The organism is Actinomadura sp. K4S16 (genome assembly GCF_008327685.1).
Taxonomy (GTDB): Bacteria; Actinomycetota; Actinomycetes; order Streptosporangiales; family Streptosporangiaceae; genus Spirillospora.
This window is the reverse complement of sequence record NZ_BDDE01000012.1, coordinates 513537-528186: the sequence shown is the minus strand read 5'-3', so window position 1 is coordinate 528186 and position 14650 is coordinate 513537. Positions and strand designations below refer to the sequence as shown.

At 72.7% G+C, this 14650-nt stretch carries 15 protein-coding genes; 7 read left to right on the top strand and 8 right to left on the bottom strand.

Annotated features, from left to right (window positions below; genetic code table 11):
• Positions 1–69 precede the first annotated feature (69 nt).
• The 3 genes from K4S16_RS13715 to K4S16_RS13705 all read right to left on the bottom strand — a co-directional run bounded on the left by K4S16_RS13715 (position 70) and on the right by K4S16_RS13705 (position 1867).
• Positions 70–273, bottom strand: a complete 204-nt coding sequence (locus K4S16_RS13715) for a PspC domain-containing protein (RefSeq protein ID WP_149259274.1) — start codon at positions 271–273, stop codon at positions 70–72.
• A 140-nt stretch (positions 274–413) separates the two neighbouring features.
• Positions 414–1220, bottom strand: coding sequence for an HAD family hydrolase (locus K4S16_RS13710; RefSeq protein ID WP_305790870.1), 807 nt, complete (start codon positions 1218–1220; stop codon positions 414–416).
• Complete coding sequence (locus tag K4S16_RS13705; RefSeq protein WP_149259273.1) at positions 1217–1867, bottom strand: MBL fold metallo-hydrolase; 651 nt, start codon at positions 1865–1867, stop codon at positions 1217–1219. The genes K4S16_RS13710 and K4S16_RS13705 overlap by 4 nt, the downstream gene beginning before the upstream one ends.
• Before the next feature lie 127 nt (positions 1868–1994).
• On the opposite strand from K4S16_RS13705, the gene K4S16_RS13700 reads away from it, so the two are divergent.
• Both K4S16_RS13700 and K4S16_RS13695 read left to right on the top strand, forming a co-directional pair.
• A complete protein-coding gene (locus K4S16_RS13700; protein ID WP_160160905.1) occupies positions 1995–3059 on the top strand; it encodes a phosphotransferase family protein in 1065 nt (354 codons plus the stop codon).
• Positions 3056–4162 carry a hypothetical protein gene (locus K4S16_RS13695; RefSeq protein ID WP_149259271.1) on the top strand — a complete coding sequence of 369 codons (1107 nt, stop codon included), beginning with the start codon at positions 3056–3058 and terminating at the stop codon, positions 4160–4162. Before K4S16_RS13700 ends, K4S16_RS13695 begins: the two co-directional genes overlap by 4 nt.
• Positions 4163–4612: 450 nt before the next feature.
• On the opposite strand, the gene K4S16_RS13690 is transcribed toward K4S16_RS13695, so the two are convergent.
• The 3 genes from K4S16_RS13690 to K4S16_RS13680 form a co-directional block, all read right to left on the bottom strand.
• A complete protein-coding gene (locus tag K4S16_RS13690) occupies positions 4613–4912 on the bottom strand; it encodes a Fe-S cluster assembly protein HesB (RefSeq protein ID WP_089310191.1) in 300 nt (99 codons plus the stop codon).
• Positions 4913–5001: 89 nt separating this feature from the next.
• Entirely contained in the window at positions 5002–5961 is a 960-nt protein-coding gene (locus K4S16_RS13685; RefSeq protein WP_149259270.1) for an LLM class F420-dependent oxidoreductase, read from the bottom strand.
• Between the two features lie 84 nt (positions 5962–6045).
• Positions 6046–6813, bottom strand: a complete 768-nt coding sequence (locus K4S16_RS13680) for an SDR family oxidoreductase (protein ID WP_149259269.1) — start codon at positions 6811–6813, stop codon at positions 6046–6048.
• A gap of 249 nt (positions 6814–7062) precedes the next feature.
• Between K4S16_RS13680 and K4S16_RS13675 the strand changes: the two genes are divergently transcribed.
• The gene (locus tag K4S16_RS13675) at positions 7063–7512 is read left to right on the top strand and encodes a Zn-ribbon domain-containing OB-fold protein (protein ID WP_200841848.1); all 450 of its coding nucleotides are present in this window, start codon (positions 7063–7065) and stop codon (positions 7510–7512) included.
• A 29-nt stretch (positions 7513–7541) separates the two neighbouring features.
• Complete coding sequence (locus K4S16_RS13670; protein WP_149259574.1) at positions 7542–8699, top strand: lipid-transfer protein; 1158 nt, start codon at positions 7542–7544, stop codon at positions 8697–8699.
• A gap of 3 nt (positions 8700–8702) precedes the next feature.
• Here K4S16_RS13670 and K4S16_RS13665 read toward each other — a convergent pair whose 3' ends face one another.
• Positions 8703–10322: a serine/threonine-protein kinase gene (locus tag K4S16_RS13665; protein ID WP_160160904.1), complete on the bottom strand. Its 1620-nt coding sequence runs from the start codon at positions 10320–10322 to the stop codon at positions 8703–8705.
• A gap of 214 nt (positions 10323–10536) precedes the next feature.
• Entirely contained in the window at positions 10537–10908 is a 372-nt protein-coding gene (locus tag K4S16_RS13660) for a hypothetical protein (RefSeq protein WP_149259267.1), read from the bottom strand.
• Between the two features lie 362 nt (positions 10909–11270).
• Between K4S16_RS13660 and K4S16_RS13655 the strand changes: the two genes are divergently transcribed.
• From K4S16_RS13655 to K4S16_RS13645, 3 genes are read left to right on the top strand one after another with little or no spacing between them, the layout of a single operon-like run.
• Positions 11271–11891: an ATP-binding cassette domain-containing protein gene (locus tag K4S16_RS13655; protein WP_235036775.1), complete on the top strand. Its 621-nt coding sequence runs from the start codon at positions 11271–11273 to the stop codon at positions 11889–11891.
• A gap of 18 nt (positions 11892–11909) precedes the next feature.
• Positions 11910–14027: a YhgE/Pip family protein gene (locus K4S16_RS13650; RefSeq protein ID WP_149259266.1), complete on the top strand. Its 2118-nt coding sequence runs from the start codon at positions 11910–11912 to the stop codon at positions 14025–14027.
• Positions 14028–14042: 15 nt separating this feature from the next.
• On the top strand, positions 14043–14618 hold the full coding sequence (locus K4S16_RS13645; RefSeq protein ID WP_149259265.1) for a TetR/AcrR family transcriptional regulator: 576 nt from the start codon (positions 14043–14045) through the stop codon (positions 14616–14618).
• Positions 14619–14650 lie beyond the last annotated feature (32 nt).

Below are 14650 nucleotides of genomic sequence, written 5' to 3'. Positions count from 1 at the left end.
CGGGAATGGTGGTGCCCCGATCTAACACCTCCGGGCGGGCCCCGGTCGAGCAGAATCGTTGATCTTGAGCTAGCGGACGCCCGCCATGTGGCGGTCCTCGTTCGGCATCATGACCCAGAGGACCAGGTAGACGACGAACTGGGGACCGGGCAGCAGGCACGAGAGCAGGAACAGGATCCGGACGGTCCAGGGGGTCATGCCGAACCGGCGCGCGAGACCGGCGCAGACACCCGCGATGACGCGGTCGCGACGCGGACGATAGAGGCCGTTCATGGGTTCTTCTCTCCCCGATTCGTCGAGCTGTGAACGCGGCCGCGCTTTTCGGCGGCTGCGTTCTCGTTCTTACGTGTCTCACGCTACGAACCGGACTACCGGCCTCACATCGCCCGTTCGACCTGTTCCGGGCTGCTACCTCAGGAGTACGGGACGTCCCCTAGGGGCCGGCGGCCGGCGTTGTGCTCGGCGACGAGGCTCGGCAGGCCGGCCAGGTCGTCCAGCACGAACAGGCATTCGCGAAGCGCTTCCTCGTCCTTCTGGATGTGCCCCCAAGGGCCGCGCCGCAGGAACGCCGCCCGCATCCCGAACTCAAGGGCCGGACGGACGTCGTTGTCGATGCGGTCCCCCACGTACAGGACGCGGTCGGGCAGCGCGTCCGCGAGCTGGGCGCAGCGCTCGAAGAACTCCTGGGACGGCTTGCTGACGCCCCACACGTCCGAGATGCCGACCACGTCCGCGTCCAGGCCCAGCTCCGCCATCTGCTCGGCCGCCTGGACCGGCTGGTTGCCCGCGATCCCGACGAAAAGCCCCTGGTCGCGGAGGGCGGACAGGCAAGCCCGCGCGTCCGGGTACAGGTCGTCCGGACCGAAGCCGTTCGGGACGCCCGCCTCGTCCCGGCGCCGCTGCTCCTCCCCCAGGTCGAACCCGGGGCGGAAGTACTCGAACAGGTCCATGTGGTCGCCGCCGGTCGCGAGCAGCGCGCCGAGCTTGGTGAGGAAGGTGTGCCTGGGCACGCCGAGCCAGTCGGCCCAGCGCCCGTAGATCTCGCCCTCGTTGATGAGGGTCTCGCCGATGTCGAAGAACACGGCCTGGATGGAGCGGGGCGCGGGGATGCGCTCGCCGTCGCCCGGCGGCTCCTCCGCCTGCGGCAGGACGTCCGCTCCGCGCTCGAAACCGCCGGTGGACGGAGGGGTGGCCGGGGGGAGGTGGGGGGAAGCGTTCACTTGGCGGCCAGATCCACGGTGGTGCCCGGGGCGAGGCGGCGGAACTCCTTGCCGAGCTCGTCGCCGGCGCTGGTGAGGACGCGTTCCATGACCGTCAGGCCGATGTCGTTGAGGAGCCCGTCGTGGATGGCGAAGGCGCGCCCCGGGCGGACGGCCCGCGTGTACTCGTACAGGTCGAGCGCGCGCATCCACGGCGCGTTGCCGGGCAGGCACAGCGTCGGGACGGGCTCGGACGGGACGGTCAGCGCGTCGCCCGGATGGAAGACCTCGCCGTCCACGAGGAACCCGACGTTCGGGATGGGCGGCAGGTCGGGGTGCATGAGCTCGTGGTCCTCGCCGTAGACGTGCACGTCGAATCCGGCGATCGTGACGGCGTCGCCGTGGCCGACCTGGTGGACGCGCCCGCCGAGGTCGGCGAGGTTCTCGGCCACCACGCGGGACGTCCACACCTCCAGCTCGGGGCGGGCGGCCATCGCGGCGCGCAGCGCGTCGGCGTCGAAGTGGTCGAAGTGCTCGTGGGTGATGAGGACGGCGTCGGCGGCGGCCAGCGCGTCCCCGGCCTCGCTGAACGAGCCGGGGTCGATGAGGATCGTGCGGTCGTCCTCGGTGAGCTGCACGCACGCGTGTCCGAGCTTGGTGAGACGCATCCGCCGATTTTTTCACGGCCGTTCTCCCGGCCCATTGACCACCCCCCGGACCGTTGATAGAACACGTTTCAGTTTTGCGCGGTCCGGGCGCGGCCCCGGCCGGCAGGCACGGCAAGGAGGCGGTGCGATGCCCGTTCCCGACCAGCGCGATCCCGAGCTCACCCGGCGGACCCTCGCCCGGTGGTTGGACGGCCATCTGCCCGGCGTCCGCATCCCGCACGTGGACACGCCCCAGACCAGCGGGTTCTCCAACGAGACCCTGCTCTTCGAGGCCGAGTGGGACGGCGGCGGCGCGCCGAGACGCGAGCCGTTCGTCGCGCGGGTCGCCCCGGAGAAGTACCAGATCTTCCCCGAGCCGCGGTTCGAGGAGCAGTACCGGCTGATGCGGATCCTGGACGAGCGGACCTCCATCCCGGTGCCGCCTATCCGGTGGTACGAGCCGTCCCCGGACGTGCTCGGCGCCCCGTTCTTCGTGATGGGCCGCGTCGACGGCCGCGTCCCGACCGACATGCCGCCGTACCACATGGACGGGTGGGTGACCGAGGTCCCGCCGGACGAGCGGGCCGCGATGTGGTGGTCCACCCTGGAGGTCATGGCGCGGCTGCACCGGCTGGACGTCGGGGAGCTGGGCCTCGGCTTCCTCGACCAGCCGGACTGGGGCGCGCCCGGCCTCGACCAGCGCCTCAACTACTACGAGCACTACCTGGGCTGGGCCTACCAGGGGCCGCAGGAGACGGCGCTGAAGGCCCTGGCGTGGCTGAAGGCGAACCGCCCCGACGAGCCGGACGCCCCCGTCGCGCTGTGGGGCGACGCCCGCATCGGCAACGTGATCTTCCAGGAGGGCGCGCCGGCGGCGGTGCTGGACTGGGAGGGCGCCGTGCTCGGCGCCCCCGAGGAGGACCTCGCCTGGTTCATGTTCCTGGACCGGCACCACTCCGAGGGCGTCGGCGCGGAGCGGCTGGAGGGCTTCCCGTCCTACGCCGAGACCGTCGCCCGGTACGAGGAACTGCTCGGACGCCCCATGCGGCACATGGCGTACTACGAGATCCTGTCCGGCTTCAAGTTCTCGGTGATCATGGCGCGGATCGGGCAGGCGATGATCGACTTCGGCTGGATCGAGGAGTCGGCCGACTTCCCCTACAACAACAACTGCACGCAGCTGCTGGCCCGCATCCTGGGAGGGGACCGGTGACGCTCTCGCCGCTCGACGACTACCCGATCCACCAGGCGCCGGAGGTGATGCGGCACGTCACGACCTCCGACCGCAACTTCTACGACCGGTACTACTTCAACGTCCACCCGTGCTCGGACGAGCTGATGCTGATCATCGGGATCGGGCAGTACCCGAACCTCGGCGTGATGGACGCGTTCGCGGTCGTCCGGCGCGGGCCGGCGCACAAGGTCGTCCGAGCGTCCCGCGAACTCGGGAACGACCGGATGGACACCACGGTCGGGCCGTTCCGGGTCGAGGTCGTCGAGGGGCTGAAGCGGCTCAGGGTTGTCCTGGAGGAGACCGGGCACGGCCTCTCGTTCGACCTCACGTGGGAGGGCGCGATCCCCGCCACGCTGGAGCCGCCGCACTACCTGCGCTGGCAGGAGCGTGTCATCTTCGATTCCCGCCGCCTCGCGCAGACCGGCCGTTGGACGGGCGCCATCAAGGTGGACGGCGAGACCATCGAGGTCACGCCCGACCACTGGTGGGGCTCGCGCGACCGCTCCTGGGGCATCCGCCCGGTGGGCGAGTCGGAGCCGCCCGGCATCCAGGCCAAGAACGCGGGGACGTTCTACTGGCTGTACGCGCCGATGCAGTTCGAGGACCACTCGATCCTCTGCATCGTGCAGGAGGACGAGAAGGGGCGCCGCCTGCTGGAGGAGGCCACCCGCGTGTGGCCCGACGGCGACCGCGAGCCCGAGTACCTGGGCCGTCCCGAATACCTCCCGGAGTACGCGGAGGGCACCCGCGAAGTGGTCACGGCCACGATCCGGTTCGCGCCGCCCGGCGGGAAGCCCTTCGCGGTGAGGGCGACGCCGATCCTGCCCGTCCACATGATGGTCGGCACCGGCTACGGGCTGGAGCCCGACTGGAAGCACGGCATGTACCAGGGGCCCGACCTGAAGGTGCAGGGCGTCGCCTACGACACCCGCGAACCGGACGACGCGGCCCGCATGTGGGGCATGGTCGACGCGGTCGGCCGGTACGAGTACCTGGACGGCGCGCAGCCCGCCGACGCCGCCACCGGCTACGGCCTCTTCGAGTACTGGGCCCTGGGCCCGCACCCGTCGTTCGGCGACTGAGCGGCGCGTTCGGCGGAGCGAAGTCGGGCGGCCGCTCCGGGCCGAGCGAGGGCCGGGAACCGCACGGCGCCCGCGCGCGGCGAGTGGAGCGGTCTATCTGCAACACTGGCGCTCGTGACGACCCCGCCTTCGCCCGACCCCCCGGACGCGGGACGCCCGATCCGGCGAAGACCGGATCGGCAGGCACGCGACCGCTTCTCGACCTGGCGCGACCGGGCCTGGCACGATCAGCCGCGCGGCTTGGCCTGCGCGGTGATCGCGGCCTTCGCGGTCCTCACCGCGGCCGCATTCGTATTCGCCGTGGTCGCCGTCGTCTCAGCCATGCGCTGACCGGACGGCGCCGCCCGAACGCCGCCGCACCGGACGGCGCCGCATGAGACGGCGTCGATCCCGGAACGGGCCGGCGCGCGGGACCGGGGCGGCCGGAGGCGCGCCCCGGTCCCGGCTGCGTCAGGTCGGGGTTCCCTCGGACCCCTCGGCGATGGTGAAGGCCACGTCGCCCTGCGGGTCGACCTGGGCGTCGAGGGTCTTGTCGTCGAGCATCTCGGCGACCGTGGGTTCCAGGTACACCTTGGCGCCCTCCTCCTCCACGACCTGGTCGCCGGCTTCGGGGGCCGGGGCCACCGAGAGCCGCAGCGCGTCCGAGCCGTCGAGCCCGGACTCGATGCGGATACCGGTCTCGGGCGGAAGCTCCGGATTGGCGGTCACCGTACGGATGACCTGGACGGCACCGCTGGTCAGCGTGAGCACGATCAGCTCCTCACGTCGTTTTCATGCAGGATTTGCCCCACCCTCCCCGATCCCCATGGCCGTAAACATCGGGACGTGATCGCGTGATCTCAGTCCGCACTCGGGGCGAGCGCCCGCACCGCCTCCGCCTGGGAGAGGCCCCCGCCAGGGACGACGGCCAGCACCGGCGTGGTGAGGCCGTTGTCGACGTACTCGCGGACGCGGGCGCGGCACGCCTCCGGGGAGCCGTGCACGATCAGGTCGTCCACCACCTCGTCCGGGATGACCTCCAGCGCCTTCTTGCGGTCGCCGGCCGCCCACGCCTCGTTCATGGGGCGAAGCGCCTCGCCGCGGCCGAGCCACTCGTGGAACGCCCGGTAGACGGGGACCGTCATGTAGGCGGCGATCATCCAGCGGCCGATCGCGCGGGCCTCCTCGGCGTCGGCGGTCGGGCAGACGAACAGCCGCGCGATCAGCTCGGGCTCGTCGCCGAGCGCGCCGCGGACCGTCCGGACGTCCTTCGGCGCGAGCCAGTTGGTGATCGCGCCGTCGGCCTCGCGGGCGGCGAGCCGCAGCATGCCGGGACGCAGCGCCGCGAGGACGATCGGCGGCGGCGCCGCGGGCGCGCTCTCCAGCTTGAAGCCCTTCACGGCGAAGGTCTCGTACTCCTCCTTCACCTTCTCCCCCGCGAGCGCCTTGCGGAGGAAGCGCAGCGTGTCGCGGGTGCGCTTGTAGGGCTCGTCGAACGGGATGCCGTTCCAGCGCTCCACGATCGTGTCGGACGAGGTGCCGATGCCGAGCACGAACCGTCCGGGCGCGAGGTCGGCGAGAGTGGCGGCCTGCTGCGCCAGCAGGGCGGGGCCCCGCGTGTAGACCGGGACGATCGCCGGCCCGAGGCGCAGCCCGGGATCCCACTGCGAGGCGAGCGCCAGCGGGGTGAACGCGTCGGCGCCGTTCGTCTCGGCCGACCAGGCGTCGGTGTAGCCGAGCTCGGACAGCCCCGAAACGATCTCACGGTGCTCGGCCAGCGGGAGGCCGGTCAGCGGAATGGTCAGTCCCCAGCGTGACATGCGCGTATCCCTTTTCCTGGGCGGTGTTCCTGGACGGGTGGTGCCTGGGCGTCTTTCCGGGTGTCGTTACCGGGCGAGGGCGGATCAGGCGATCGAGGGCCGGATGGTGGCACCGCCGTCCACGACGAGCGTCTGCCCGGTCATCCAGGACGAGGCGTCGCCCGCGAGGAACACGGCCGCGTTCGCGATGTCCTCGGGCTCGCCGATGCGGCCGAGCGGCATGTACTTGCTGATCTCGGCCTCGTTGTTCTCCCACAGGGCGCGGGCGAGGTGCGTCTTGACCAGGCCGGGCGCGATGCAGTTCACGCGGACCTTCGGGGCCAGCTCCATCGCGAACTGCCGGCTGAGGTGGATCACGGCGGCCTTGGTGGCGTTGTAGTAGCCGATGCCGTGCTCGGTGACCATGCCGCCGACCGACGCGATGTTGATGATGGCGCCGCCGCGCTCGGCGAGCGAGGCGCGCAGGGCGAGCTGCGTCCACTGCACGATCGCGAACTGGTTGACCTGGACGGTCTTGGCCGCGGCGGCGGGCTCGATGTCGGCCATCGGGCCGAAGTAGGGGTTCGTGCCGGCGTTGTTGACGAGGATGTCGAGGGCGCCGAACTCGGCGACGGCCGCGTCGACGCATGCGGCGGCCTGCTCGGCGTCGCCCACGTGCGCGGCCTTGGGGAGGACGCCCACGCCGGGGTGGGCCGCGCGGATCTCCTTCGCGACCTCGTCCAGCGCCTCCTGCTTGCGGGAGGAGAGGACGACGTTCGCGCCCTCGGCGGCGAGCGCGGTGGCGATCGCCTTCCCGATCCCCCGGGACGCCCCGGTGACCAGCGCGGTCTTCCCTTCGAGTCCAGTCCGCATCCGCATGCTCCCTTACCTGTCCGCACCCTGTTACGTGTCCGCTTACGTGTCCGCGGCTCACCCGTCCGCACCTGCCGGGCGGCATGAGCAGAATCCGACTCGGTTCACTGTAGCGAAGTGACTGACGAGTCAGTTAGGTGGGTGGGCGGCGGATCGGGGCGCCCGGTCCGTCCCGCTCACCGGACATGCCGCGGTTCGGGCGCCTGCCCGGTTGTTACGCTGCGCCCCGTCGGAGACGAGGAGGACCGCGTGACCACGACCAAGGAACGCCGTCCGGCGATCGAGGGCTGGTTCACCACGGGGGACGGCGACGTCCGCCTGCTGGGTACCCGCTGCGGCGCCTGCGGAACGCCGTACTTCCCGCGCAACGAGCTGGCGTGCCGCAACCCGGGCTGCACCGGCCCGAAGGACGGCTCCGAGCTGGAGCCGTACGCGCTGTCGGCGCGCGGGCGCATCTGGTCGTACGCGGACTCCCAGTACAAACCGCCGCCCCCGTACGTCTCCCCCGACCCGTTCGTCCCGTACGCGGTGGCGGCCGTCGAACTGGAAGCCGAGCGCATGGTCGTCCTCGGCCAGGTCGCCCCCGGCCACACCGTCGACGACCTCGAGGTCGGCATGGAGGTCGAACTCACCGAGGGCGTCCTCTACGAGGACGACGATGCCGAGTACACCGTCTGGATGTGGAGGCCGGTCAAGTGACGCGCGACATCGCCGTGCTGGGTGCGGGCATGCATCCGTGGGGCAAGTGGGGCCGCAACTTCGTCGAGTACGGGCTGGCGGCGGCGCGGGCCGCGCTCGCGGATGCCGGGCTCGCGTGGACGGACGTCCAGTACGTGGCGGGCGCGGACACCATCCGCAACGGGTACCCGGGGTTCATCGCGGGTGCGACGTTCGCGCAGGCGCTCGGCTGGTCGGGCGCGCGGGTCTCCAGCTGCTACGCCGCATGCGCGTCCGGGGCGCAGGCCATCAACACGGCGCGCGCGCAGATCCTCGCGGGCCTGTGCGACGTCGCGCTGGTCGTGGGCGCCGACGCCGCGCCGAAGGGCTTCTTCAAGCCCGTCGGCGGCGACCGCCCCGACGACCCCGACTGGCTCCGCTTCCGCCTCCTGGGCGCGACCAACCCCATCTACTTCGCCCTGTACGCGCGCCGGCGGATGGCCATGTACGGCGCGACGCTGGACGACTTCGCCGCCGTCAAGGTGAAGAACGCCCGCCACGGGCTCGCGAACCCGAACGCCCGGTACCGCAAGGAAGTGACCGTGGAGGACGTGCGCGAGTCCGCCGTGGTCGCCGACCCGCTGCGGCTCCTGGACATCTGCGCCACCAGCGACGGCGGCGCGGCGCTCGTCCTGACGTCCATGGACTTCGCGAGGAAGCACGGGATCGCCGACCCGGTGCGCATCCCGGCGCTGTCGACGGTGACGCCGACGTTCCCGAAGACCGTCCTTGACCTGCCCGACTTCGCGACGGACTCGGCGATGACCGTCCCGGAGCCCGAGCGCCCGTTCCGGTCCGCCGTCGCGCACGCCGCCTACGAGGAGGCCGGCCTCGGCCCCGAGGACCTGTCGCTCGCCGAGGTCTACGACCTGTCCACCGCCCTGGAGCTCGACTGGTACGAGGACATCGGCCTGTGCGAGAAGGGCGGCGCCGAGAAGCTGCTCCGGTCGGGCGCCACGGCGCTCGGCGGCCGCATCCCGGTCAACCCGAGCGGCGGGCTCGCGTCCTTCGGCGAGGCGATCCCGGCCCAGGCGATCGCGCAGGTCTGCGAGCTGACCTGGCAGCTGCGCGGCCAGGCCGAGGGCCGCCAGGTCGAGGACGCGCGGGCCGGCATCGCCGTGAACCAGGGCCTCTTCGGCCACGGCTCCGCCGTCATCGCCGTCCGCTGACGCCTATTTCACGGTGAAGCCGTCGCAGCCCATGTAGTAGGCGTCGCCGTTCGGATGGACGTGCATCCACACGACCGTCCAGACACCGGACCGCAGCTCCGGGACCGTCCCCGCGCCCGAGCCGTCCCATGCGAAGTCGGCGGGGAAGGTGAGGTCCAGCCCGCTGGAGCCGGACGGGTACAGGTGCGGTTTGCTCTGCATCCATCCGGGCCCCGCGCTTCCGTACGGGCCCGGCGGGCGGAGCTGGGCCGCCAGGTAGTACCCGGACGGCGAATCCCACTTGAACCGCATGCCGACCTTGACGGTCTTGCCCGAGTACGGCTGGCGCGGCGCCGAGACCTGCAGCTGACCGGAGAGGGCCTCGTCCTCGGTGCGGACGGCGGGCAGGCAGGTGCCCTCCTTCACCGAGTACGCGACGCTCCGGAAGTCGCTGGTGGGCTGCTTCACGAGGATCACGTCCGGCGGGCGGCCGCCCGGGCCGGGGGTCCGCCCGGCCTGCGACCCGCCCTGAGCCGCGGGTGAGTTCCCGCCCGTACCCTGGCCGCCTTGCGCGTCGCCCCCGCCCTTGCCGCCCGACTCGTCGCCGTTGAGGGCGAACCGCGCGAGGAGGGCGCCCGTCAGGACGACGGCGGCCACCCCGGCGCCCGCCGCGATGACGGCCGCCCGCGACCGTCCGCGCGCGATGCCCGGGACGGTCCTCGTGCGGTCCGCCGGGACGAGACCCGACGCGACGGCGTCGGGCACGCTGGCGGGCATCGGCTGAGGGGCGCCCACGATGGCCCGGTAGGCGGGGTCGGCGGCCAGGGGTCCGGCGGCAGGCCCGGCGAGGGCGGCGGTCCGCAGCAGCCGCTCCAGCGTGATCCGGGCCTCGGGCTCCTTCTCGGCGCACTGCCGGACGAGGTCGGCGACGCGCGGGTCGGCCCCCTCCAGGTCGATGTCGCCGCTGAGCGTGCGGTGGATGATCGCCTCGATGCGCCCGCCCCCGAACGGCGGGCGTCCCGTGGCGGCGTAGGCGATCGTGCCGGCGAGCGAGAACACGTCGGACGCGGGCAGGGGCTGCTGCTCGCGGACGACCTCGGGCGCGACGTAGCCGGGGGTTCCGTTCCACGCGCCGGTCTGGGTGATCTGCGTCTGGTCCTCGCCGCGCGCGATGCCGAAGTCGATGAGCCGCGGCCCGTCCGGGGCGAGGATCACGTTGCCCGGCTTGAGGTCGCGGTGCTGGACGCCGTACCGGTGGATCTCCAGCAGCCCCTGCGCCAGTTCGGCGAGCAGCCGCAGGCAGGTGTCGGGCGGCAGCGGGCCGTGCTCGGCGACGGCCTGCCGGAGCGTCGGCCCGGGCACGTACTCGGTGGCCAGCCAGTACGGCGGCGCGTCCAGCCCGGCGCCGACCATCGCCGCGGCGAACCGGCCGCGCACCCGCTCGACGGTCGCGACCTCGCGGCGGAAGCGGGCGAGCGCCGTCGGGCCCTCGAAGTCCTCCCGGATCACTTTGAGCGCGATGTGCCGGCCGCTGCCGGTCAGCCCCAGGTAGACCTGCCCCATGCCGCCGGCGCCCAGCCGGCCCAGCAGCGGATACCCGCCGACCTCAGCAGGATCCTCCGGACGGAGTGCTTCTGCGCTCAACTGCGTTTCCTCCTCCTTCGGGCCTGGCGGCCCTCCATCGTCGAGAAACGCGGCGATCGCTGGCATCGCTCCGTCTCGCCTTGGCGGCTCGCTGCGCGATCAGGTTCTCGCTTCGCTCGAACCTGCCTTCGGACGCGATCGCAGGCATGACGCCGTTGCGGGGTCACTGCGGTGGTTGATCTTAAGGCACCGGTCGCGCCGCGGGGGCGGGATCTCAGTCGGCGGTGCGGGCCACGTGGAGGGCCCAGGCTATGAGGGGGGCCTGGAGCGGGAGGCGGCCGTAGGCGGCGGCGCGGAAGGGCAGCGGGCGGCGGCGCCAGTCGCGGGCCATCTTCACGTTCGCCGGGAAGACCGCCGCCATCAGGCCCGCCGTCGCGACCGCGCCCGCCTTGCGGGTGCGCGGGTGGGCGACGGCCGCGGCGCAGGCCAGCTCGGCGGCGCCGCTGAGGTAGGTCCAGGTCCGCGCGCCGCCGGGGAGCCGCACGGGGACGAGCGCGTCGAACGGCCTCGGAGCGACCATGTGCAGGGTGCCCATCCCGGCCATGAGCGTGGCCAGCCGGCGGTGCGCACGTGACGAGTCGGTCATTCCCGCAGTCTCTCAGATCAGACATCCCGTCCAATAGTGACCTCGCAGACTCCCTGGTCAGATGCGGTTCTTGTGACTCAAATCACGTCCCCTGTTCCGTGTGACGCCGGACGTGAGGGCACGTGTCTGATGTCACCGCTTCGGATGGATTCGCGACGTTCAAGTGGAGCTAAATTTGTACTGACCGGTCAGTGCAAATTCAACCTCCGCGGAGGGTCGCGATGACGTCCGAGCACGAGACTCCAGGGGCGGCCGCTGCGGCCGGGGGGACCGCGGCGGCCGTCTCTGGACCCCGCCCGATCGGCTCAGGGGCTGGCGGGGGCCGCCCCGGAGCCGGTCCCGCGCCCGCACGCGGATCATCCGTGCGGGCGCGGGGCCTCGGCGTCAGGGGCGCGCGGGGCTGGGTCTTCCGCGACGTGGAGCTGGACGTCCCGGCCGGCGCGCTCGTCGCCGTCAGCGGCATCGCCGGCACCGGCCGCACCGCGCTGCTGCTCACCTGCGCCGGGCGCATGCGGCCGGCCGAGGGCGCCGTCGCGGTGGGCGGGCTCACCGGGCTCCGGCAGATCCAGCGGGTCGCGGCCCTAGGGATCGTGCCGGGGGTGACCGAACTCGATCCGACGCTGACCGTCCGCGAGCACGTCAACGAGGCGCTGGCGCTGCGCGAAGGCGTCTTCGGCCGGTTCCGCGGCCGTGAGGCCCGCAGGCGGCGCACCCTCGAACGCGTCGGCCTGGACGTCGACCCCGGGACGCTCGCGGAGGAACTCGCCCCCGAGGAGGCCCAGCTCCTGGGCGCCGCCCTGGCGCTCGCCGGAGACCCCGGGCTGCTCCTGATGGACGACGTGGACGAGGGCCTGCCCGCCGACCGGCAGCGCGACCTGTGGCAGCGCCTCGCCGCGATCGCCGCCGGCGGCGTCACCGTGATCGCGTCCTGCCACGACGCCGCGCCCGCCGAGGGCCTCGCCACGCACACCCTCCCGCTCTAGCCGAGGAGAAACCCCCCGATGAGACTTCCCGCGTTGACCCCGGGCGGCCTCGAGCTGCGCCGGTTCCAGCGCAACCGGCTGACCCGCGTCGCGATGGCCGGGCTCGTGCTGCTGCCGCTGCTGTACGCCGGGCTCTACCTCTGGTCGTTCTGGGACCCGTACGCGCGGCTCCAGCACGTCCCGGTCGCGCTGGTCGTCCAGGACAAGCCCGCCAAGGCGGACGGGAAGACCGTCCACGCGGGTGCCGACCTGGCGGACGAACTGAAGAAGCGCAAGGTCTTCGACTGGCGCACCGTCTCGGCGGCGGACGCCGAGAAGGGCGTCCGGTCGGGGAAGTACTACATGTCGTTGACGATCCCCGCCGACTTCAGCGCCCGGATCGCGTCGCCGTCCGGGGACGGGACGCCCACCCCGGCGGGGCTGCGGCTCCAGATGAACGACGCGAACAACTACGTGGTCGGGACGCTCGCCCAGGCCGCGTTCAAGGAGATCAGCGCCGCGGCCGGCAGCGAGGCCGTGCACGGCTACTTCGACCAGATCTTCCTGTCGTTCGGAAAGCTGCACGGCGAACTCGGCAAGGCGGCCCAGGGCGCGGACAAGCTGGCGGAGGGCTCCGGCCAGGCGCACGACGGCGCGGGCAAGCTCGCCGAAGGCGCGGGCAAGGCCGAGGCGGGCGCGGGCAGGCTGAAGGGCGGCATCGACGAGGCCCGCTCCGGCAGCGGCAAGCTGACCTCCGGACTGGAGGAGCTCCGCACCGGGACGGGCCAGGTCGCCGCCGGGATGCAGCAGCTCACCACGACCGTCGACCGCGCGAGCGACACCCTCGTCCCGCTGCTCAGGGACAACGCCCCCGAGATCCGCCAGGCCGCGCTCGCCGTCGCGCGGGGAGCGGACGCCCTCGCCGACGGCGCCGGACGGCTGCCCGCCCAGACGGCCGCCGCCGTCCAGCGCGCGGAGAAGGCCCAGGCCGAGCTGAACACCTACCTGGCCGCGCACCCGGAGGTCCCCCCGGACGTCAGGCGGGACCTCACCCGGGCCGCCGCGCAGGTCGTCACCGTCGCGAAGCAGGTGGACGGCTACATCAGCGACCACACCGGCGACCTGCGCAAGGTCGCCGCCGACGCCCGGACGGTCGAGCGCGCCGCCCGCAAGATCGCCAAGGACGCGCCCACCCTCGCCGCCAGGGTCGAGCAGGCCCGCCGCGACGTGGACCGCCTCAACGCCGGAACCCAGCAGGTCAACGCGGGCGCGGGCCAGTTGCTCTCCGGCTCGTCCCGGCTCACCAGCGGCCTAGGCGTCCTGTCGGGCGGGGCGGGCCAGCTCCAAGGCGGCCTTGGGCAGCTGTCCGGCGGCGCGGTGACGCTGGAGACGGCGCTCGCGCAGATCTCCAACGGCAACGAGCAACTGGCGAACGGCCTGAACGAGGGCGTCTCCCAGATCCCCGACTACGACGCCAAGGAGCGCGCCGCCCGCGACGACATGATGAGCAACCCGGTGCGGCTCGCCAGCGCCACCGAGAACGAGGTGCCGAACTACGGGACCGGGTTCGCCCCCTTCTTCGTCCCCCTCTCCCTGTGGGTCGGCGGCATGATCATCTACATGCTGCTGCGCCCGCTGAACCCCCGGGCCCTCGCGGGCACCGCGCCCGGACGGCGGGTCGCCGTCGCGGGCTGGCTGCCCGCCGCGGCGCTCGGCGCGGCGCAGGCCTGCGTCGTCCTCGCTGTCCTGCGCTTCGCGCTCGGCCTGCGCGCCGAGCACTGGCCGGGCCTCGTCGCGTTCCTGGCGCTCGCCTCGGCCGCGTTCCTCGCGGTGATCCAGTGGGTGAACGCCCGCTTCGGCCCCGTCGGCCGGATCATCGCCCTGGCGCTGCTGATGCTCCAGCTCACCTCGGCGGCCGGCACGTACCCGATCGAGACGAGCCCGGAGTTCTTCCAGGCCGTCCGCCCGTACCTGCCGATGCCGTGGGTCGTGGACGCCGTCCGGCACCTGATCAGCGGCGGCGACCTGACGTCGGTGTGGCAGGGTTGTGCGGTGCTGGTCGCCTTCCTGGCCGGCGGGCTCGCGCTCACCGCCCTGGCCGTCCGGCACAACCGGGTCTGGACGATGAAGCGCCTGCACCCGGCGCTGAAACTCTGATCGGAGGCAGGGGACGTGGCCCGCATCGCGACCCGGGAGAAGCTGTTCACCGCGGCGATCGAACTCATCGCCGAGAGCGGGCTCGCCGCGACGACCGTCGACCAGATCGCCGAGCGCGCCGGCGTGGCCAAGGGCACCGTCTACTACAACTTCGGCAGCAAGGCCGCCCTGTTCTCGGCGCTGCTGGAGTACGGCGTCGACCGGCTCGCCACCGCGCTGCGCGACGCGGCGTCCGGCCGCCCCCCGCTGGAGGCGCTGGAGGCCGTCGTCGCCGCCGAGCTGGCCTACATCGGCGAGCACGAGTCGTTCGCCCGGCTCCTGATCGCCGAGACGTGGCGGGCCGGCGGCGACTGGCAGCACGCCGCCCGCCTCATCCGCGAACGCGCCATCGGCGTCGTGGCCGACGTCCTGCGCGACGCGGTCGCCGCCGGTGACCTGCGCCCCGACCTGGACACCGGCACGGCCGCCTCCGCCGTCTTCGGCATGGTCCTGACCGTCGCCCTGGACTGGCGCGCCCTCCAGCCCGGCCGCCCCCTGACCGACGTCCAGGCGACCCTGACGGCTCTCCTCCGAGGCCGCCTCTCCGCCTGACCATCGCGAATTCTCCTAGCCGCGTCGCAGCC